General features: G+C 67.7%; 21 protein-coding genes. 11 read left to right on the top strand and 10 right to left on the bottom strand.

The genetic code is table 11. The features are described from left to right. Genes lpxA through WG902_RS04505 form a run of 4 tightly spaced genes read left to right on the top strand, consistent with a single transcriptional unit; the run spans position 1 to position 3,397 of the window. Positions 1-789, top strand: coding sequence for an acyl-ACP--UDP-N-acetylglucosamine O-acyltransferase (gene lpxA, locus WG902_RS04520; RefSeq protein WP_340058739.1), 789 nt, complete (start codon positions 1-3; stop codon positions 787-789). A 1-nt stretch (position 790) separates the two neighbouring features. Next, entirely contained in the window at positions 791-1,930 is a 1,140-nt protein-coding gene (gene lpxB / locus WG902_RS04515; protein WP_340058738.1) for a lipid-A-disaccharide synthase, read from the top strand. Beyond that, on the top strand, positions 1,902-2,612 hold the full coding sequence (gene rnhB / locus WG902_RS04510; protein ID WP_445263653.1) for a ribonuclease HII: 711 nt from the start codon (positions 1,902-1,904) through the stop codon (positions 2,610-2,612). Before lpxB ends, rnhB begins: the two co-directional genes overlap by 29 nt. Then, positions 2,609-3,397 carry a TrmH family RNA methyltransferase gene (locus WG902_RS04505; RefSeq protein WP_340058737.1) on the top strand — a complete coding sequence of 263 codons (789 nt, stop codon included), beginning with the start codon at positions 2,609-2,611 and terminating at the stop codon, positions 3,395-3,397. Before rnhB ends, WG902_RS04505 begins: the two co-directional genes overlap by 4 nt. A 2-nt stretch (positions 3,398-3,399) precedes the next feature. On the opposite strand, the gene WG902_RS04500 is transcribed toward WG902_RS04505, so the two are convergent. The 3 genes from WG902_RS04500 to WG902_RS04490 all read right to left on the bottom strand — a co-directional run bounded on the left by WG902_RS04500 (position 3,400) and on the right by WG902_RS04490 (position 6,224). After that, positions 3,400-4,602, bottom strand: coding sequence for a sensor histidine kinase (locus WG902_RS04500; RefSeq protein WP_340058736.1), 1,203 nt, complete (start codon positions 4,600-4,602; stop codon positions 3,400-3,402). A gap of 61 nt (positions 4,603-4,663) precedes the next feature. Next, on the bottom strand, positions 4,664-5,353 hold the full coding sequence (locus WG902_RS04495; protein WP_340058735.1) for a Crp/Fnr family transcriptional regulator: 690 nt from the start codon (positions 5,351-5,353) through the stop codon (positions 4,664-4,666). Positions 5,354-5,495: 142 nt separating this feature from the next. Further along, positions 5,496-6,224, bottom strand: coding sequence for a Crp/Fnr family transcriptional regulator (locus WG902_RS04490; protein ID WP_340058733.1), 729 nt, complete (start codon positions 6,222-6,224; stop codon positions 5,496-5,498). Positions 6,225-6,366: 142 nt separating this feature from the next. Here WG902_RS04490 and WG902_RS04485 point away from each other — a divergent pair, with 142 nt between their 5' ends. From WG902_RS04485 to WG902_RS04460, 6 genes are all read left to right on the top strand, one after another. Further along, on the top strand, positions 6,367-6,681 hold the full coding sequence (locus WG902_RS04485; RefSeq protein WP_340058732.1) for a BON domain-containing protein: 315 nt from the start codon (positions 6,367-6,369) through the stop codon (positions 6,679-6,681). A 9-nt stretch (positions 6,682-6,690) separates the two neighbouring features. Next, on the top strand, positions 6,691-7,062 hold the full coding sequence (locus WG902_RS04480) for a hypothetical protein (protein ID WP_340058731.1): 372 nt from the start codon (positions 6,691-6,693) through the stop codon (positions 7,060-7,062). A gap of 193 nt (positions 7,063-7,255) precedes the next feature. Next, the gene (gene carA / locus WG902_RS04475) at positions 7,256-8,425 is read left to right on the top strand and encodes a glutamine-hydrolyzing carbamoyl-phosphate synthase small subunit (protein ID WP_340058730.1); all 1,170 of its coding nucleotides are present in this window, start codon (positions 7,256-7,258) and stop codon (positions 8,423-8,425) included. 3 nt (positions 8,426-8,428) lie between these two features. Beyond that, complete coding sequence (carB, locus tag WG902_RS04470; RefSeq protein WP_340058729.1) at positions 8,429-11,713, top strand: carbamoyl-phosphate synthase large subunit; 3,285 nt, start codon at positions 8,429-8,431, stop codon at positions 11,711-11,713. Between the two features lie 83 nt (positions 11,714-11,796). After that, positions 11,797-12,276: a transcription elongation factor GreA gene (greA, locus tag WG902_RS04465; RefSeq protein WP_340058728.1), complete on the top strand. Its 480-nt coding sequence runs from the start codon at positions 11,797-11,799 to the stop codon at positions 12,274-12,276. Beyond that, positions 12,277-12,708 carry a DUF4149 domain-containing protein gene (locus tag WG902_RS04460; RefSeq protein ID WP_340058727.1) on the top strand — a complete coding sequence of 144 codons (432 nt, stop codon included), beginning with the start codon at positions 12,277-12,279 and terminating at the stop codon, positions 12,706-12,708. On the opposite strand, the gene WG902_RS04455 is transcribed toward WG902_RS04460, so the two are convergent. Continuing rightward, the gene (locus WG902_RS04455; protein WP_340058726.1) at positions 12,686-13,159 is read right to left on the bottom strand and encodes a YhbY family RNA-binding protein; all 474 of its coding nucleotides are present in this window, start codon (positions 13,157-13,159) and stop codon (positions 12,686-12,688) included. The two genes, WG902_RS04460 and WG902_RS04455, sit on opposite strands and share 23 nt — an antisense overlap. A gap of 32 nt (positions 13,160-13,191) precedes the next feature. On the opposite strand from WG902_RS04455, the gene WG902_RS04450 reads away from it, so the two are divergent. Next, on the top strand, positions 13,192-13,866 hold the full coding sequence (locus tag WG902_RS04450) for an RlmE family RNA methyltransferase (RefSeq protein ID WP_340058725.1): 675 nt from the start codon (positions 13,192-13,194) through the stop codon (positions 13,864-13,866). Here the strand turns inward: WG902_RS04450 and WG902_RS04445 are convergent. The 6 genes from WG902_RS04445 to WG902_RS04420 are packed head-to-tail and all read right to left on the bottom strand — an operon-like array spanning position 13,807 to position 20,034. Next, positions 13,807-14,121: a hypothetical protein gene (locus WG902_RS04445; protein ID WP_340058724.1), complete on the bottom strand. Its 315-nt coding sequence runs from the start codon at positions 14,119-14,121 to the stop codon at positions 13,807-13,809. The genes WG902_RS04450 and WG902_RS04445 overlap by 60 nt on opposite strands. 54 nt (positions 14,122-14,175) lie before the next feature. Further along, complete coding sequence (locus tag WG902_RS04440) at positions 14,176-14,805, bottom strand: SCO family protein (protein WP_340058723.1); 630 nt, start codon at positions 14,803-14,805, stop codon at positions 14,176-14,178. Positions 14,806-14,825: 20 nt separating this feature from the next. Beyond that, positions 14,826-16,595, bottom strand: a complete 1,770-nt coding sequence (locus WG902_RS04435; protein WP_340058722.1) for a multicopper oxidase family protein — start codon at positions 16,593-16,595, stop codon at positions 14,826-14,828. Positions 16,596-16,623: 28 nt separating this feature from the next. After that, positions 16,624-17,964 (bottom strand): HlyD family type I secretion periplasmic adaptor subunit, encoded by a 1,341-nt coding sequence (locus WG902_RS04430; RefSeq protein ID WP_340058721.1) that lies wholly within the window; start codon positions 17,962-17,964, stop codon positions 16,624-16,626. 21 nt (positions 17,965-17,985) lie between these two features. Continuing rightward, positions 17,986-19,668 (bottom strand): type I secretion system permease/ATPase, encoded by a 1,683-nt coding sequence (locus WG902_RS04425; RefSeq protein WP_340058720.1) that lies wholly within the window; start codon positions 19,666-19,668, stop codon positions 17,986-17,988. A 39-nt stretch (positions 19,669-19,707) separates the two neighbouring features. Beyond that, complete coding sequence (locus WG902_RS04420) at positions 19,708-20,034, bottom strand: hypothetical protein (RefSeq protein WP_340058718.1); 327 nt, start codon at positions 20,032-20,034, stop codon at positions 19,708-19,710. Between the last annotated feature and the right edge of the window lie 29 nt (positions 20,035-20,063).

The following is a 20,063-nucleotide window of genomic DNA, read 5'->3' as shown; positions in this document are numbered from 1 at the left end:
ATGGGCAACATCCACCCGACCGCGATCGTCGACGCGAAGGCGCAGCTCGACTCCAGCGTCACCGTCGGGCCCTACACGCTGGTCGGGCCGCACGTGAAGATCGGGGCGGGCACCACGGTGGCCGGCCACGTGGTGATCGAGGGCCACACCACCATCGGCCGCGACAACCGCATCTTCCAGTTCTCCTCCATCGGCGCGGCCAACCAGGACAAGAAGTACAAGGGCGAGCCGACCGAACTGGTGATTGGCGACCGCAACACGATCCGCGAATTCACGACGCTGCAGGTGGGCACCGTGCAGGACAAGGCCCGGACCACCATCGGCAACGACAACTGGCTCATGGCCTATGTGCACGTCGCCCACGACTGCATCGTGGGCAGCAACGTCACGATGGCCAACAACGCCACGCTGGGAGGCCACGTCGAGGTGGGTGACTGGGTGACGGTGGGCGGCCTGACCGGCATCCACCAGTTCGTCAAGGTGGGCGCGCACGCGATGCTCGGTTTCCAGAGCGCCGTTGCGCAGGACGTCCCGCCTTTCATGCTGGTGGACGGCAACCCGCTCACGGTGCGCGGCATCAACACCGTGGGCCTGAAGCGGCGCGACTTCAGCAACGAGCGCATCGCGGCGGTCAAGCAGATGCACAAGCTGCTGTACCGCGAAGGCCGCACGCTGGAGGCCGCGCGGGCGGCCATCGAGGCGCTGGCGCAGTCCGCGCCGGAGGCGGCGGCGGAGGTGTCCCTGATGACCGCCTTCCTGGCCGGCGCCACGCGCGGCATCGCCCGCTAGCATGGGCCATCCACGATTCGCCATGGTCGCCGGCGAGGCGTCCGGTGACCTGCTGGCCAGCCTGGTGCTGGACGCCATGCGGGTCCGGTGGCCGCAGCACACCGCCCAGGGCATCGGCGGGCCGCAGATGCAGGCGCGCGGCTTCGAGTCCTGGTGGCCGGTGGAAAAGCTGTCCGTCAGCGGCTATGCCGAGGTGCTGCGCAGCCTGCGCGAGCTGCTGGGCATCCGCAAGGAACTGCGTGAGCGGTTGCTGCGCGAGCGCCCGGACGCCTTCATCGGCGTGGACGCACCCGACTTCAACCTGGCGCTGGAAGGTGACCTGCGCCGTGCCGGCGTGAAGACGGTGCATTTCGTCTGCCCCTCGATCTGGGCCTGGCGCATGAACCGGGTGAAGACGCTCAAGCGCAACTGCGACCATGTGCTGTGCATCTTCCCTTTCGAGCCGGAGCTGCTGGAGCGCCATGGCGTTCCGGCGACCTACGTCGGCCATCCCTTGGCCAGCGTCATCCCGATGGAGCCCGACCAGGCGGCGGCCCGGCGCAAGGTGGGCGTTCCGGAACAAGGCGAGGTGATCGCGTTGCTGCCCGGCAGCCGGGCGTCGGAAATCGAGGCGCTCGCGCCGCGCTTCCTGGCCGCGGCCGCCGAATTGCAGAAGACCCGGCCGAGCGCGTGGTTCGTGATCCCCGCGGTGCCGCACCTGCAGGCGCGCATCAGCGCACTGGCCCGCGCCGGCAGGGCGCCGCGGCACCTGGTCATCGTCACCGGGCAGTCGCACGCGGTGCTGGCGGCCTGCGACGTGGCGCTGGTGGCCAGCGGCACGGCGACGCTGGAGGCCGCGCTGTTCAAGCGGCCGATGGTCATCGCCTATCGCACGCACTGGCTCACGTACGCGCTGATGAAGCCGCGGCAATTGCAGCCCTGGGTCGGGCTGCCCAACATCCTGTGCCAGGATTTCGTCGTACCGGAGTTGCTGCAGTCCAACGCAAAACCCGACAAGCTCGCCGGGGCGCTGGCCGCCTGGCTGGACAGCCCTGAGAGAATGCGTGCCGTGCAGGAGAAGTTCCGCGACGTCCACGTCCGGCTCCGGCGCGATACCGCCACCCTCGCCATCGATGCCATCGAAAAAGTCCTCGCCTCCTGAGACCGTCCAGCGCATCCGGACCACCACGATCCGCACGCGCGCGCTGCCGGCGCGCCAGGTGCCGCTGGTCTTTCCCGAGCCGGTCGGGCTGCACGCCGGTGTCGACGAAGCCGGGCGCGGGCCCCTGGCCGGGCCGGTGGTCGCCGCCGCCGTGATCCTCGACGACAAGAAGCGCATCAACGGACTGGCCGACTCCAAGGTGCTCACGCCGCTGCAGCGCGACAAGCTGTTCGACCGGATCCGCGAGAAAGCCTTGTGCTGTTCGGTCGCGCTGGCGACGGTCGAGGAGATCGAGGAGCTGAACATCTTCCACGCCACCATGCTGGCGATGAAGCGGGCGGTGGAAGGCCTGCGCCTGAAGCCCGTCAAGGTGCTGGTGGACGGCAACCGCCTGCCCAAGCTGGAGATGCTGTCCGAAGCCATCGTGGACGGGGATGCCAAGATCAAGTCGATCTCCGCCGCCTCGATCCTTGCCAAGGTCACCCGGGACCGGATGCTCGTGGAACTGCACGAGCAATTCCCGCAGTACGGGTTCGCCGCGCACAAGGGCTACAGCACGCCGGAGCACCTGCTCGCGTTGCGCGTGCACGGCCCCTGCGTGCATCACCGCCGCTTCTTCGCGCCGGTGGCCGCGCAGTTCTTCACCGAAGAGGGCGCGACGGTTTCCGTGCAGGTGCAGTGACCTCGGCAGGTCCGCAGGTCATCGCCTCGCGCGACAACGCTTTCCTCAAGGAGCTGCGCCGGCTGGCGCAGGACAGCACCGCGTACCGCAAGCAGGGCCGCATCTGGCTCGAAGGCGACCATCTTTGCCGCGCCGCGTTGCAGCGTGGCCTGCAGCCCGCCCACGCCGTGTTCCAGTCCTCGTTCTGGGATGCCTCGGGCCACGACTGGGCGGATACGGGCGGCAAGGTGGTGGTGATCGACGATGCGCTGTTCGCCACCGTCAGCGGCCTGGAGTCGCCGGCGCGCATGGGTTTCGTGTTGCCCTTGCCGGCGCGCGGCGAACTGCAGGCGGACGCGCCGACCGTGGTCCTCGACGGCCTGCAGGACGCCGGCAATGTCGGGACCATCCTGCGCAGCGCGGGCGCCTTCGGCTTTCGCCAGGTGGTGGCCATGAAGGGCACCGCGGCGCTGTGGAGTCCGAAGGTGCTGCGCGCCGGCATGGGCGCGCATTTCGGCCTGTCGCTGCTGGAGGGCATCGAGCCCGATGGCTTGTCGGCGCTGGCGGTGCCGCTGCTGGCGACCAGTTCCCACCAGGGCGCTTTCCTTCATGCCGCGCGGCTGCCCTGGCCGTGTGCGTGGGTGTTCGGCCACGAAGGACAAGGCGTGGGCAGCGCGCTGGCGGCCCGTGCTTCGCAGTTCGTGCGCATCGTGCAGCCGGGCGGCGAGGAGTCGCTCAACGTCGGCGCCGCGGCGGCGATCTGCCTGCATGCGAGCGCGGCCGCGGCCGCCGCAACCCGGCCCTGAGATCAGGCGGACTTGGCCCGGGCAGGGGCGGCGATCGCCTGCGCGTGGCGCGGCAGCGTCGCCGTGAAGGTGGTTCCGCCCTCTTCGGTGGACTCGAGGTGCAGTTGCCCGCCATGGGACTGCACGATCTCCCGGCAGATGTACAGCCCGAGTCCCAGCCCGGTGGTTTCCCGGCTCTCGCCTTCGGCACGCTGCTGCCAGCCGCGCTCGAGGGGCCGGAAGATGCGCTCACGCTCGCCCTTGGGGATGGGCCGGCCGTGGTTGTGCACGGACAGGCTCACGCCCGCTGGCGACGACCACATCTTGACGGTGACGGGGCCGTCGCGCGTGCCGTACAGCAGCGCATTCGCCAGCAGGTTGGACGTCAGCTGCCCGATCCGGCCTTCATCCCAGCTGCCGGTGAAATCCCCGGAGGTGTCGAGAACGATGTCGCGCACCGGATGCCGCACCTGCGTTTCCTGCACGACCTTGGACACCTGCTCGGCGAGGTCGCCCGGCGTGCGCTCGATGGGCATCACGCCGTCCGCCTGGGCGCGGGTGAAGTCCACCACCTGCTCGACGATGCTCTTGATGCGCATGGCCGCGTTGTTGATCGGCGCCGCGGCGGCAGGGGTGAGCTGCCCCGTGCGCTGGAGCACGGCGGCGCTCATCAGGATGGTGCCCAGCGGGTTGCGGATGTCGTGCCCGAGGATGCCGATGAACAGCTCCATCGCGCTGCTGGTCTGCCGGGTGTAGCGGCTCACCGATTCGGCGATGGCCTGGTCGATCGCCTCGTTGAAGCGGGTGAGGTCCGTCAGGTCGTCCGGCTCGGTGCCGCCGCCATGCTGGCCCCAGATCTTCAGCACGCTGGCACGCAGCGCGCGGTATTCCGTGATCATCGCGTCCACCGCGAAACCCGCGACCATGCGGAAGTCGGCATGCGTCTCCGCCGGCGTCGGCAGCCCGCTGCTGCGCGGGCCTTGGCCCTTGCCCTTGGCGTCCTGCTGCGCCGACGACTGCGGCTGGGCCAGGTCGGCGGCAATGGTCTTCAGGATTTCGGCAGCGTGGTCGCGCAAGGCCACGGCATCCAGGGCCTTGCCTTCATGGCTGACGGTCGCGGCGAACTCGTCCCACGCGAGCAGGATGTCCTCGGCGTGCAGTTGCAGGAACTCCGAAAGCCGCGGCCGGGAAGCCGGCCGCGTCTGTGCCTTGGCGGAGGTGTTCAAGGCCTGGACCTGCTTGGTTGCACGCGGCAAGTGTAGGGTGCTTTCGACGCAGCGGATGGCGTCAGGTGACCGCTTTCGAGCGCATCAGCCGACGGTAGGAACTCTCGTCGGCGGCATAGCAGGCGCAAGCCACTGCTTCGAGCCCCTTGCGGTCCAGAAGTGTCATCTCGCCACGCCGGTAGGCAATGAGTTGCCCTTGTTGCAGGATGGCGGCCGCGCGCGTGATGCCGGCGCGGCGTACGCCCAGCCGCGTCGACAGGGATTCGTGTGTCGCGTGCAGCTGGCTCGGCCGCACCCGGTCTCCGGCCATCAGGAGCCAGCGCGCCAGGCGCTTGTCGAGCCGGTGGTGCCGCGTGCAGACCGCGGACTGCGCCGCCTGGGCCAGGGACACCAGCAGGTAGCGATGCAGCCGCTGCGCCAGGGACGGGCTGGCCGAGAGGGCGGCGCGCAGCGCTGCGGCCCCGATGCGCATGGCCTGGCCGGGGGACGTCACGGTCGCGAACACCTCCGACACCGTGCCGCCCAGCAGCAGGGGCAGGCCGACCATGCCTTCCCGGCCGACCAGTGCCACCTCGAGGTTGTCACCCTTGCCGGCAGTGCCGAGCGACAGGGACACCACCGCTCCCATGGGGAAGTAGGCATGCGTCATGCGCCCGCGTGGCTGGCCCAGGACCTGCCCGGCGACCAGCGTGACGGTTTCGCACAGGAGCGTGAGCCTCGTGCGGTCGACGGCGAGAAGGGAGGCCAGCAAACCATTCGCAGGCGGGTGTTTCGGGGGTCGGGAGACCAAGGCGTTCTCCATGTACCACCGCAGGGTGGACCCCCTTTGGCTCTGCGTCTGCGCGCCACCGTACAGACCCGGCCGGGGGCGGCGTCTTTCCGGCAGATGCCGGCTATTTCGTGTCCGGCGGCGCTGCCCGCGGCAGCAGCCGGTCGTATTCCTTTTTCACCACGGCATAGCATTCGCAGGCGCGCAGCTCGATCGCCGGTCGATCGAGCACCGTGATGCGGCCCCGCTCATAGCGGATGAGGCCGTCCTTCTGCAACTGCCCGGCCACGTCGCTGATGCTGGCCCGCCGCACCCCCAGGATGTTGGACAGCAGTTCCTGGGTCATGACGAGATGGTTGGAGTGCAGCCGGTCCAGCGTCAGCAGGAGCCAACGGCACATCTGCTCGTCGATCGCGTGGTGGCGGTTGCACGCGGAGGTCTGCGCCATCTGGGTGATCAGCGCCTGCGTGTAGCGCAGCAGCAGGTGCAACACCGGGCCGCCGCGATTGAACTCCTGCAGCAGGACCTTGGCTTCGAGCCGGAAGCCGTCGCCGGAGGCCTGCACGACGGCCTGGCTCGATGTCGACTCCCCGCCCATGAAAAGCGAGACGCCGACGAGCCCTTCGTTGCCGACCACGGCGATTTCCGCCGAGGCGCCGTTCTCCATCACGTAGAGCAGCGAGACGATGGCCGTGGTGGGAAAGTACACGTGGGCCGGCGTGGTGCCGGGGTCGTACAGCACCTGGCCCAGCCGCATGGCGACTGGCTGCAGGTGCGGTGCAACCCGCTCCCACTCGGCCGGCCCCAGTGCGCAAAGGAGCCAGTTGAGTCGGGGATCGGGCGCTTTGGTCATGGATGCCGCCCCAGTATAGGGAAGCCCGTTCGCCGGCCGGTGCGTACGTTAGCGGACAGACACGGCCGGGCGCGACGCTTATGGTTCGGTCCACGCTGCGCGAGCGCGCAGGCCGATCTTCCCTTTTCTCACTGGAGCCTTCATGAACACCCCCCGTCTTTTCATCTCCGCGGCGCTTGCCGCCTCCCTGCTCGTGCTGTCGGGCTGCGCCGTGACACGTGGCCAGGAAGGCCCCGGCGCTTACGTCGATGACTCGGCCATCACCACCAGCGTCAAGACCCGCTTCGTGGGCAACCGAGAGGTGGACGCTTCCAGCATCAAGGTGGAAACGCTCAACGGCACCGTGATGCTGTCCGGCTTTGCCAAGAACAGCAGCGAGCGCACGACGGCCGAATCCATCGCGCGCAAGGTGTCCGGGGTGCGTGAAGTGCGCAATGAAATCATCGTCCGGCCGTAAGGCAAGGGCGTGAACTTCCTCCTTGGCACCGCGGCCGCGACCCTGGCCGCCGCAATCGCCGCACCCGGATGGGCGGCGGGTCCGCCGGCAACCCAGGCCGAGACCAACTACCAGCAGGAACGTGCGCGCTGCCTGGCCGGCCAATCCAACCAGGCGCAGGAAACTTGCCTGAAGGAAGCCGGCGCGGCGCAGGACGAAACCCGGCGCGGCAGCCTCGGCGGCGCGAGCGCCGCTGACCTGGAGCGCAATGCGACGCAGCGGTGCGAGGCGCAACCTCCGGCGGACCGCGCGGCGTGTATCCAGCGGACCCTCGGCGGTTCCACGGACGGCAGCGTCGGCGGCGGCGGCGTGATCCGCCAGACCGAGACTCCGGTCAAGTAAGGCGGGGCCCGCGCATGCCGGGGCATGCATCCCCCTGCGAAGAGGGGATGCTTCCCCCTCACGCTATAATCAGCGGCTTTCCCGCAAACAGCGTACGCCCTAGCGCATCCAGCACTCCCCCCGACAAGAGCAACATCGAGAGCCCGCTTTCGTGTCGCGCCTGGGCGTACCCGCATCAACACCGGAGAACCCAGTGCTTTCGTCGCTTCAGGGAGCTTTCCCGCCCGCCATCCTGGCGCTCGCAGACGGCACGGTCTTTATCGGCAACTCGATCGGCGCCGCAGGTTCCACCACCGGCGAAGTCGTGTTCAACACGGCCCTGACCGGTTACCAGGAAATCCTGACCGATCCGAGCTACCGCCAGCAGATCGTCACGCTGACCTACCCGCACATCGGCAACTACGGCGTGAACGCCGAAGACGTCGAGGCCCGCAAGGTCTACGCGGCCGGCCTGGTCATCCGCGACCTGCCGTTGATCGCTTCCAACTTCCGGTCCGACATGACGCTGCAGGATTACCTGCGGCGCGAGCAGACCGTCGGCATCTCCAACATCGACACCCGCAAGCTCACCCGCATCCTGCGCACCAAGGGCGCGCAGAACGGCTGCCTCGTCGGCCTGAAGCAGGGCGAGGAGGTCACGCCGGCGCTGGTGGAGCAAGCCGTCGCCCTGGCGCGCAAGGCACCCGACATGGCGGGGCAGGACCTGGCGAAGGAGGTGTCGGTGTCGAAGTCCTACGGATGGGACCAGACCGAGTGGCAGCTCGGCGAGGGCTACGGCCACCTCGAGAATGCGAAATACCACGTGGTTGCGTTCGACTACGGCGTGAAGAACAACATCCTGCGCATGCTGGCGGAACGCGGCTGCAAGGTCACGGTGGTGCCGGCCCGGACGCCCGCGGCCGACGTGCGCAAGCTGGAGCCGGACGGCGTGTTCCTGTCCAACGGCCCCGGCGATCCGGAACCCTGCGACTACGCCATCGATGCCACGCGCGAGCTGATCGAGGACGGCTACCCCACCTTCGGCATCTGCCTGGGCCACCAGATCATGGCGCTGGCTTCCGGCGCGAAGACGTTCAAGATGAAGTTCGGGCACCACGGGGCCAACCATCCGGTGAAGGACCTCGACTCGGGGCGCGTCTCCATCACCAGCCAGAACCACGGCTTCGCGGTGGACGAGAAGACGCTGCCGGCGAACCTGCGCGCCACGCACGTGTCGCTGTTCGACGGCACGCTGCAAGGCCTGGCGCGCACCGACAAGCCGGCTTTCTGCTTCCAGGGCCATCCCGAAGCCTCGCCCGGCCCGCACGACATCGGCTACCTGTTCGACCGCTTTACGGGCCTGATGGACGAGAAGAAGAAGTAAGACATGCCGAAACGCACCGACATCAAGAGCATCCTCATCATCGGCGCCGGCCCGATCGTCATCGGGCAGGCCTGCGAGTTCGACTACTCCGGCGTGCAGGCCTGCAAGGCGCTGCGCGAGGAGGGCTACAAGGTCATCCTGATCAACTCGAACCCGGCGACGATCATGACGGACCCGGCCACCGCCGACGTCACGTACATCGAGCCGATCACGTGGCAGACGGTCGAGAAGATCATCGTCAAGGAAAAGCCCGACGCCATCCTGCCGACCATGGGCGGCCAGACGGCGCTGAACTGCGCGCTGGACCTGTGGCGCCACGGCGTCCTGCACAAGTACAAGGGTGCGGCCACCAACAAGGCCATCGAACTGATCGGCGCCACGCCGGAGTCGATCGACAAGGCCGAAGACCGCCTGAAGTTCAAGGACGCGATGACGCGCATCGGCCTGGGTTCGGCGCGCTCGGGCATCGCCCACAACATGGACGAAGCATGGGGCGTGCAGAAAACCGTGGGCTTCCCCACCGTGATCCGTCCCAGCTTCACGCTGGGCGGCACCGGCGGCGGCATCGCCTACAACCCGGAAGAATTCGAGACGATCTGCAAGCGCGGACTGGAAGCGTCGCCCACCAGCGAACTGCTGATCGAGGAGTCGCTCCTCGGCTGGAAAGAGTACGAGATGGAGGTGGTGCGCGACAAGAAGGACAATTGCATCATCGTCTGCTCGATCGAGAACCTCGACCCGATGGGCGTGCACACCGGCGACTCGATCACGGTCGCCCCGGCGCAGACGCTGACCGACAAGGAATACCAGATCATGCGCAACGCCTCGCTGGCGGTGCTGCGCGAGATCGGGGTGGACACGGGCGGGTCCAACGTCCAGTTCTCGATCAACCCGAAGGACGGTCGCATGATCGTCATCGAGATGAACCCGCGGGTCTCGCGCTCTTCGGCGTTGGCGTCCAAGGCTACCGGCTTCCCGATCGCCAAGGTGGCCGCCAAGCTGGCTGTCGGCTATACGCTCGACGAACTGCGCAACGACATCACGGGCGGCGCGACGCCGGCGAGCTTCGAACCCTCCATCGATTACGTCGTCACCAAGATCCCGCGCTTCGCCTTCGAGAAATTCAAGGACGCGGACGACCGCCTGACCACGCAGATGAAGTCCGTCGGTGAAGTGATGGCCATGGGCCGCACCTTCCAGGAAAGCTTCCAGAAGGCCTTGCGCGGGCTGGAAGTGGGCGTCGACGGCCTGAACCAGAAGACCACCGACCGCGAAGTGCTGGAAAAGGAACTGGGCTCGCCCGGTCCCGAGCGCATCTGGTACGTGGGCGATGCCTTCGGCATGGGCCTGTCCGTCGACGAGGTGTACGACCTGACGAAGATCGACAAGTGGTTCCTGGTGCAGATCGAGGAGATCGTGAAGATCGAGCTGGACCTGGACAAGCTGGCCGAGGAGAAGGGCGCCGGCGCGCTGGCGGCGATCGACGCCGCGACGATGCGCGCGCTCAAGCGCAAGGGCTTCTCCGACCGCCGCCTGGCCAAGCTGCTGCACACCAACGACAAGGCCGTGCGCGATGCGCGCAAGAAGCTGAATGTGCGTCCGGTCTACAAGCGCGTGGACACCTGCGCGGCCGAATTCGCCACCGACACGGCCTACATGTACTCGACCTACGAGGACGAGTGCGAGTCCGAGCCGACCAACCGCAAGAAGATCATGGTGCTGGGCGGCGGGCCCAACCGCATCGGCCAGGGCATCGAGTTCGACTACTGCTGCGTGCATGCGGCGCTCGCCCTGCGCGAGGACGGCTACGAGACCATCATGGTCAACTGCAACCCGGAGACGGTGTCCACCGACTACGACACCTCCGATCGCCTGTACTTCGAGCCGCTGACGCTGGAAGACGTGCTGGAGATCGTGGACAAGGAAAAGCCCACCGGCGTGATCGTCCAGTACGGCGGGCAGACGCCGCTGAAGCTGGCGCTCGGCCTGGAGGCCGAGGGCGTGCCGATCATCGGCACCTCGCCGGACATGATCGACGCCGCCGAGGACCGCGAGCGCTTCCAGCAATTGCTCATGAAGCTGGGCTTGCGGCAGCCCCCCAACGCGACGGCGCGCACCGAAGCCGAGGCGCTGGAGAAGGCGCAGGCCCTGGGCTACCCGCTGGTGGTCCGTCCTTCGTACGTGCTGGGTGGCCGGGCGATGGAGATCGTGCACGAGCAACGGGACCTGGAGCGCTACATGCGCGAGGCCGTGAAGGTGTCGCACGATTCGCCGGTGCTGCTGGACCGCTTCCTGAACGACGCCGTCGAATGCGACGTCGACTGCATCGGCGACGGCCAGCGCGTCTTCATCGGCGGCGTGATGGAGCACATCGAGCAGGCCGGCGTGCACTCGGGCGACTCCGCCTGCTCGCTGCCGCCGTATTCGCTGAAGAAGGAAACCATCGACGAGATGAAGCGCCAGACCGCCGCCATGGCCAAGGCGCTCAACGTCATCGGGCTGATGAACGTGCAGTTCGCGATCCAGGAGAAGGACGGCCAGGACGTCATCTTCGTGCTGGAGGTGAACCCGCGCGCGTCGCGCACCGTGCCCTACGTGTCCAAGGCCACCGGCATCCAGCTGGCCAAGGTGGCGGCGCGCTGCATGGTCGGCCAGACGCTGGACCAGCAGGGCATCTTCAAGGAGGTGACGCCGCCTTACTTCAGCGTCAAGGAAGCGGTGTTCCCGTTCGTGAAGTTTCCGGGCGTGGACACGATCCTCGGCCCGGAGATGAAGTCCACCGGCGAGGTGATGGGCGTGGGCAGGACCTTCGGCGAAGCCTTCGTCAAGAGCCAGCTCGGCGCCGGCACCCGGCTGCCGTCCCCCAGGGACGCCGACGGCAAGCCGACGGGCAAGGTGTTCCTGACGGTCAAGAACAGCGACAAGCCGCGCACGGTTGAGGTGGCGCGCCAGCTCCACGCCATGGGCTTCCCGCTGATCGGCACCAAGGGCACGTCGGCCGCGATCGGCGCTGCCGGCATCCCGTGCGAGACCGTGAACAAGGTGACGGAAGGCCGGCCCCACGTGGTCGACATGATCAAGAACAACGAGATCATCATGGTGGTGAACACGGTGGAAGAGCGCCGCAACGCCATCGCCGACTCGCGCGCCATCCGCACGTCGTCGCTCCTGGCGCGGGTGACCACCTTCACGACCATCGCCGGCGCCGAAGCCGCCGTCGAAGGGATGCGGGCGATGGACGACCTGGATGTCATCAGCGTCCAGGAGATGCACGCGCTGCTCGCCTGAATCCCTGAACGCCTATAATTGAGGCATACAAGAACCGCCGAGCGGCAACGCCCGGCGGTTTTCATTTTGCTGGAGACACCCTGATGCCCACCACCATTCCGATCACGACCCGCGGCGCCGAGAAGCTCAAGGCCGAACTGCACCGCCTGAAAACGGTGGACCGCCCGGGCGTCATCCAGGCGATCGCCGAGGCGCGGGCGCAGGGCGACCTGTCCGAAAACGCCGAGTACGAGGCCGCCAAGGACCGCCAGGGCTTCATCGAAGGCCGCATCCAGGAGATCGAAGGCAAGCTCGCCGCCGCCCAGATCATCGATCCGACGACGGTGGACGCCGGCGGCCGCGTGGTCTTCGGGGCCACGGTGGAACTGGAAGAAGAGACGAGCGGCGAGAAGGTCAGGTACCAGATCGTGGGCGAGGACGAGGCCGACCTCAAGCAGGGCCTGATCAACGTGTCCAGCCCGATCGGCCGGGCGCTGATCGGCAAGGAGGAGGGTGACGTCGCCGTGGTGGAGGCGCCGGGCGGCACCAAGCGCTACGAGATCGTGGCCGTCCACTACGTCTAGATGCACTGGAAGGCGCGCCTCCCCATCCTCGCCGCCGCGCTCTGGTGGGGCAGCCTCACCGCGATCGGCCTGGTGGCCGTGCCGCAACTGTTTTCCCACGCATCGTCGCCGGCGGTCGCCGGCAACCTGGCGGCGCGGTTGTTCGAGGCGCAGACCTGGCTGAGCCTGGTGTGCGGCGTGCTGGTGCTGATGGGTGCGCGCGAACCGGACGGCGAGGCCACGATCGGCTGGGCCGGTGGCGCGGTCACATTCGTGCTGGTCGGGATGCTGGCCGCGCTGCTGCAGCAGTTCGCCGTGGCGCCGCGCATCGTCGCGCGGCAGGACCTGGCGTTCTGGCACAGCGCCGGATCGGCGCTGTTCGCGGCGCAGTGGTTTTGCGCGCTGGTGGTGCTGTGGAAAACGACGACCGCTAGGTCTGCGTCGTCTTCTTGACCGATTTCTTCTTGGGCTTGGACTTCTTGACGATGCCGCCGGAAGTCAGGCGCTGGTTGCCCAGCACGCGCACGCGCTTGACCTCGGGCCGCTGCCCGCCCCGGCTGGCGTTCTTGACCACCTTGAATTCGCGGGGGCCGGGCTTGCGGTCCTCGTCTTCCGCTTTCACCTTCTCGGGCTTGGGGCGCCAGAGCACGAGGAGTTTGCCGATGTGCTGGATGGGCGCCGCGCCGAGTTCGTCGCACACCTGCAGGTACATGGCCTCGCGGGCCTCCCGGTCGTCCCCCTGCACGCGCACCTTGATCAGGCCGTGGGCCTTGAGCGAGGCGTCGATTTCCTTCTTCACGGCGGGCGTCAGCCCGTCGTTGCCGATCATCACGACCGGGTCGAGGTGATGGGCTTCGGACCGATGCGCCTTGCGCTCGGCTATGGTCAATTGGATCGCTGGCATCCCCGTATTATCCGCTCCAGGCGCACAGGCATATGAAAGTCAAGACGAAGAGCAAGAAGGTCAACAAGTCATGGTTGAACGACCATGTGCGGGACCCGTACGTCCAGCTCGCCCAGAAGGAGGGCTACCGCGCCCGTGCCGCCTACAAGCTCAAGGAGATCGACGAGCAGCTCGGATTGGTCAAGCCGGGCCACCTGGTGGTGGACCTCGGCTCGACCCCGGGCGCCTGGAGCCAGTACGTTCGCCGCAAGCTGTCTCCCGGCGGCGCCGCCGTCGGCGCGCTGGATGGGACCATCCTGGCGCTGGACATCCTGCCCATGGAGCCCATCGAGGGGGTCACCTTCATCCAGGGTGACTTTCGCGAGCCGGAAGTCGCACAGCAGCTCGAGCAGCTGCTGAACGGCAGGAAGGTGGACGTGGTCGTCTCCGACATGGCGCCCAATCTTTCGGGCATTCCCGCCTCCGACGCTGCGCGGGTAGGCCACCTCGTCGAGATCGCGGTCGAGTTCGCGCTGGCCCACCTGAAGCCCGAGGGGGCCCTGGTGTGCAAGGTGTTCCACGGCAGCGGGTACAGCCAGCTCGTGAAGCACTTCAAGGAGAGCTTCCGCATCGCGAAGCCCGTCAAGCCGAAGGCCTCGCGGGACAAGTCATCGGAGACTTTCCTGGTCGGCATCGGCCCCCGCACGCGGGCTCCTGGCGCTGGCTAGCTCGGGGTTCGCCAGCTGCCCTTCGGCGGGCAGCGTGACGAGCTTGCCATCCACGCAAACGAAGTGGATGGTCGCCGGGGCCCCGCCGGGCTCCACGACCTCCGCCGTGACCTGCGCGCCCGGGGTTTCGCAGGGGTCGACTGTCATCGCGATCGTGCGGGTTTCCGCAAGTACGGCCTTGGCCGGTTCAGCAGTGTGGTCGTCGCCACCGCACGAGGTCAGTACCACCCACGCACAAAGAAAGATTGCCTTCATGCTTCCTCCTTCCGGCGCGGCCGGTGGTCCCCGGCGGCGCGCCGTTGCGGCCGGTCAACTGGCGCGGTCGGGCCGCCGGGTGTCCATGTGCAGGATGTGCGACACGATCTGGCGGGGGCTCGCCAGCGCCGGGGCCATCCCCCAGCGCCTGGCGGTGTCGTTTCCGATGCGGACCATGCCGACGTGGCGCCCTGCCTGCTTGTCGACCTCGGGGTCCGGATCGTAGTAGCCCAGCGCAAAGCGAAGCCGCTCGATATCGGGCGGCGAGCCCGTGAGGAACAGCCATCCCGGCTGCACGTGATGCTGCCTCGCGTACTGCGCCAGGTCCTCCGGCGAGTCCTGTTCCGGCCTCAGGGTGATCGAATACATGAAGATGTCCTTGCCGACACGGTCGCCCAGGAGCTGCTGCACCTGCACCAGGTTGTAGGTCATGGGGGGGCACGTGTTGTTGCACAGCGCGTACATCATGTTGATCACGACGAGCTTGTCGCGCAGCAGGTCGTCATAGAAGCGCACCGTCGCACCGGTATGCGCCTTCAGGACGACGTTGGGGATGCCATTGCCATCGCTGGCGGCCCGCGCGGGGGTGGGTGCCGGCCGCTCGGACCGGCTCAGCAGGGCGGCGCCCAGGCCCACCAGGGAAGCGGCGCCCGCGCCGGCCACGAGATTTCTACGGGTGTTCATGTCGTCTCCTTGTCCGGGCCTCAGACGATGTCCCACCGGAGCATCATCGCGTGGTCCTCGTGGGTGAGGTTGTGGCAATGCATCATGTATCTGCCCGGGAAGTCGCGGAACCGCAGCAGCACCCGGACCGTCATCCGCTCGCCCACCACGAAGACGTCCTTGCGTCCACGCTCGTTCGGAGGGATGGGGATGGGAACGCCGTTCACGGATTTGCTCAGGATGCGTCCTTCCTCGAAGTGGATGTGGATCGGGTGCTGCCAGCCGTCGTCCAGGTTGGTGAGTTCCCAGATCTCCGTGCTGTCCCTGGCGGGCGAGATGGTGGGCGTGAAGACGTCGAAGAACCTGCCGTTGATGGCCCACATGCCGCTCGCGCGCTCGAAGTTGAAGCGGCGCACCGGGAGGGCGGCGATTTCCGCGGCGCTGGGCAGCGGGCGCAGGGGTCGCAGGACGCTCGGCACGACGCTGGTGTCGGGTTCCGGCGGACTGCGGTCGATCACGAACTTCAGCAACCGGGTGCCGGGCGCCTGCACCCGGTCGGGGCGGCGCGTCGTCGTCTGCACCAGCTGGTTGACCAGGTACAGCTCCGTCCCCATCGGGAAACGGCCGAAGTCGATGACGATGTCAGCGCGTTCGGCCGGCGCGATGCGCACGTTGACCTGGTTCAGCAACGGAGCGGGCAACAGGTTGCCGTCGTTGGCGATGTTCGTGAAGGTGAAGATCCCGTTGCCGCCGGCATTCTGCAGCACGAACTCGTAGAAGCGCGTCGGTCCGGTGTTGAGCAGGCGGAAGCGGTACTTGCGGCGGGCCACCCGGAGCACCGGCTCGATCTTGCCGTTGACGATGACCTTGTCGCCCATCACCCCTTCCGGATTGAGCTGGTCGAACGTCAGGCGTCCATCGACGTCGAAACGCCGGTCGCCGAACGTCAGCGGGTAGTCGTAGGGACCGCTCGGCAGCCGCAGGCCGCTCTGCTCGTTTCCGGTGTCCAGGTCGTCATAGATGTTGTAGCGGCCGGACAGGCCCCGCAGCACGTTCGGTGCGGTCACGCCCTCGGTGTGGTCGTGATAGAACAGGGTGCCCAGGGCCTCGCGCGAGTCGCCGTACCCACCATATTCGTCAATGCCGGCACAGCAGTTCGGATAGAAATGGTCATGGAAGTAGCCCGGGCTGGTGATCGTCGGCCCCCTCCTGGTGGCGCTGTAATAGTCGCCGGCGTAGCCATCGCTCTCCGAGGGAGTGTGCATGTTGTGCAGGTGCGTGGTGATCTCCGGAGAACCGAAGCCCGTGTGGAACTGGGGCAGCGCGTTGCGGATCCTGCAGAGGATGGGCCGCCCGTAGCGGGCATGGATGGTCGGGCCCGGGGTGGTGGCGCCGGGCGTGTTGCCCTCGAAACCCCAGATCGGCTGCGCCGGGTAGAAGGCGTTGTTGCCGTTGAAGCGCCAGTACGGGTTTTCCTTGGCGGTCAGCTGGTACAGCTCCGGCGCACCGAGCCGCCCGCAGAGCTCGTCATAGCGCTGGTGCGCTGCCCGTCCCATCTCGCCTCCCGCCGTGTTCGCGAACAGCGTCGGCGCCGGATCGAGGGCCGACAGCGGGGCGAGCGGAGTGTCCTGCAGCGGCAGTTCCTCCACCCACGGCGTGGTCGGCGGGCTGGGGGGCAGGACGACCACCTGGGCCTCCGTCCTGCGGGCGGTCAGCACCATGGGCGCCGCCACCGCGGCGGCCTTCAGCAGGGTTCGTCGTCCCAGGGAGGGTGTCTCGGGATCACGGGGTCTACGGTTATGGTGGTTCATGGTGGGTCCTCGCGTGAAAAATGCAGGCTCACATCTGCCGGCCGGCGCGCCGCAATGTCGTGGTGATGGGTTCGGCCAGGTACTGGAGCGCGGTCTGCTGCGTACCCTGGATGTAGACCTCGGCCGGCATGCCGGCCTGGAGCTTGAAGTCGGCGGCGATGCCACCGAGGGTGCTGGAGTCGGCGACGATCAGGGCCGAGTAGTAGGGCTCTCCGTTCTGGCGCTCGACCAGGCGGTCGCCCGAGACGTAGGTGACCTTGCCGGCCACCATCATGCTGTTGCGGTACTTCAGCGCCGTGAACTTCACCCGGGCGGCCTGGCCAATGTTCACGTTGGCGATGTCCTCGGGTCGGATACGTGCCTCCACCACCAGTTGCGTGTCGCTGGGCACGATGTCCGCGATCGGATCGCCCGGCCGGACCACCGCGCCGGGGGAACTGAACTTGAGGTCGATGACTTCGCCGCTGGCTGGAGCCACCACGACCTGCCGCGTGGCGGCGTCCGCGGACTTGCGCTGCTCCTGTTCGACCTCGGTCAGGCGCAGCACCGCTGCCTTCAACTGGTCGCTCGCCGATTTCACGTAGTCGTTGCGGGTGGACTCGATCTTCAGGTCGATCTCCGCCAGCCGCTGATGGGCGCGCGCGTGCTCGGTGCGCCGCTCCTCCAGCTTGGCGGCGTAATCCATCACCCCGGACTCGAGCTGCGAGATGCGGCTCGCGGAGATGAATCCCTCCCGCACCAGGCCGCGGTTGGCTTCGAGGTCGGCACGCTGCAGCTCCAGCGACTGCTTCGCCTGCTCGATCTGCGCCTGCACCGCCGCCAGCTCGTGCTCCACCCGTTCACGCTGGGTGCGCATGAGGGCGGTGCCGCTGTCCAGCGAATGGCGCTGCGCCCGGAACAGGGCCATTTCCTTGAGCAGCGCGCTTTCGACGCGCTTGTCTTGCTTCGCGGCGGCGAGCAGGTCGTGCGGAAACTCCAGCGTGCGGGCCAGGCTCTGTTCCGCTTCGAGGCGAACCATGGAGGCGCGCTCGACGTGCACGCGATAGTCGAGCCGGTTGCGGTCGGCGTCCACCCGCACGTCCCCCAGCACCAGGACCGTGTCTCCGGCCTTGACGAACTGGCCGTCCCGGACCAGGACCTCGCGCACCGTCCCGCCTTCGAGGTGCTGCACCGGCCGGCGATTGAGGTCCACTTTCACCACGGCCGGCGCGACCACCGCCATCGCCAGCGGGGCGAACGCCATCCAGCCCGCGATGGGAAGCACCGCGCACACGATGATCCAGCACCCCGCGCGCATCAGACCGCGGGCGTGGTCCTGGTTGCTGCGGGTTGGCACCGCCGCGCCCTTCGCCAGTGTTTCCGTGCCCATGTCGCCTCCTGCGCCGCGTCCTCACGCGGCCTTCCGTGCAACCTCGGCCTGCGCCTGGCGCTGCATTTCCTTCATGACCTCGCCGGCCGGACCGAACTGCTGGATGCGCCCCGCGGCCAGCACCATGACCTTGTCCACGTGCGCAATGAGCGAGGGCCGGTGCGTGACCACGACCGTCGTCACCCCGGCCTTGCGCAGCCCTCCCATGGCCGCGGCGAGCGCGGCTTCGCCGGCGCCGTCCAGGTTCGAGTTGGGTTCATCCAGGACGACCAGCTGCGGGTTGCCGTACAGCGCGCGCGCCAGGGCTACGCGCTGGCGCTGGCCGGGTGACAGCCGGCTGCCATGCTCGCCGACCTGGGTGTCGTATCCCTGCGGCAGGCCCAGGATCAATTCGTGCGCATTGGCGCGGGTCGCCGCCGCAACGACTGCCTCCGAGTTCACCCGGTCGAGGCGGGCGATGTTGTCGGCCACGCTGCCGTCGAACAGTTCGACGTCCTGCGGCACGTAGCCGATGTGCTGTCCGAGTTGCTCGCGCGGCGGGTAAGACATGTCGGCGCCGTCCAGGCGCACCTTGCCCGCCGCGGGTGACCATACGCCCGTCAACAGGCGCGCCAGCGTCGACTTGCCGGCCGCACTGGGTCCCACGATGGCGAGCGCCTCGCCGGGCGCCAGGGCGAACGTGATGTTGCCGAGCACCTGGCTTTCGGAACCGGGCACGCGGAACGAGATGTTCTCCGCAGTGAGGCGGCCTTCCGGGCGCGGCATGGTGACGCGTTGCTCGTTGCGGTCGAAATGCTCCGACAGTTCCGACAGCCTCCAGTAGGCCGCACGGGCTTCGGTCAGCACGCGCCAGCTGCCCACCAGCTGTTCGACGGGCTGCACCGCCCTGCCCAGCAGGATGCTGGTGGCGATCATGATGCCGCCGGAGGCCTGGTGCGAAAGCACCAGGTAGGCCCCCAGCGCCAGCATCATGATCTGGATGGCCTGGCGGACGGTCTTCGTCGCCACCGTGAAGCCGACCGTCGTGCGGCTCGCGCTGGTCTGCATCTGCGCGATCTGCTGCTGCAGGGCGCGCCACCGGGCCAGCAGGCGGTGTGTCATGCCAAGCGCCTGCAGCACTTCGGCATTGCGCAACGAACTCTCCACATAGTGCGATGCGCGCCGCCCCTCCTTCTGAAGGTGTTCAAGCGATCGCCTGCTCAGCACGTCGTTGAGCCAGGCAAGCGCGAGCATCAGGCACGCCGACAGGGCCGCTCCGATGCCCAGGTAGGGATGGAACAGCCAGATCACCACCACGTAGACCACCACCCACGGCGCGTCGAACAGGGCGAGCAGCCCGTTCGAGGAAAACATCGCGCGCAGCGCAGCCACGTCGCGAATGCCATCGACCTTCGGCCCGCCCGCCAATTGCGCCGAGCGGGCGACGATCGCAGTCACCACCGGCGGCGACAGCTGTTCGTCGATCAGGTTGCCGACCACGTTCTGCAGCCGCGTGCGCACGTAGTCCAGCAGCATCAGGAGCAGCAGCGCGATCCCCGTTCCCGCCATCAGCACCAGCAAGGTGTCATGGCTGTTGGTCGAGATGACGCGATCAAACACCTGCAGCGAGAAGAACGCCGGAACCAGGAACAGCAGATTGATCACGAACGAGAACGCCGCGATCCCGCCCAGCAAGGGGCGCAGGTCCGATAGCAGGGGTTTCATGGCATGGGGGCGGGTCGCTCCTCGCGGCCGCGTGCCCGGCTACTGGATGGAAGCGGGGCGGTCCCCGACCGCCGCGGTCGATGCCGCCGCCTGCTCGAGCTCTTTGACGCGGCGACGCAACTGCTCCATGGCCAACAGCTGCTCCCCGTAGGAGCGCGTCAACTGCTGGGCGATGTCGACCAGCCCGTGGATGGCGATGGCCAGTTCGTCCTTTTTCGCATTCACCAGGTTCATGCGCGCCATGACGACGGATGCGACTTCGCGCGGATCGGAAATCGCGCGCTGCTTGCGATCGGCCGGCCTGGCGGCTGCCGCATTCGTCGTCGCGGCCGGGGATGCTTCCGTCGTTTTCGTTTGCGTGCTCATGTCCATCTCCTGTCGTGGAAGGGGTTGGT

This window comes from Ramlibacter sp. PS3R-8, from assembly GCF_037572435.1.
Taxonomy (GTDB): Bacteria; Pseudomonadota; Gammaproteobacteria; order Burkholderiales; family Burkholderiaceae_C; genus Ramlibacter.
Note: the sequence above shows the minus strand (reverse complement) of the source record. Positions and strands in the feature narration are given on the sequence as shown.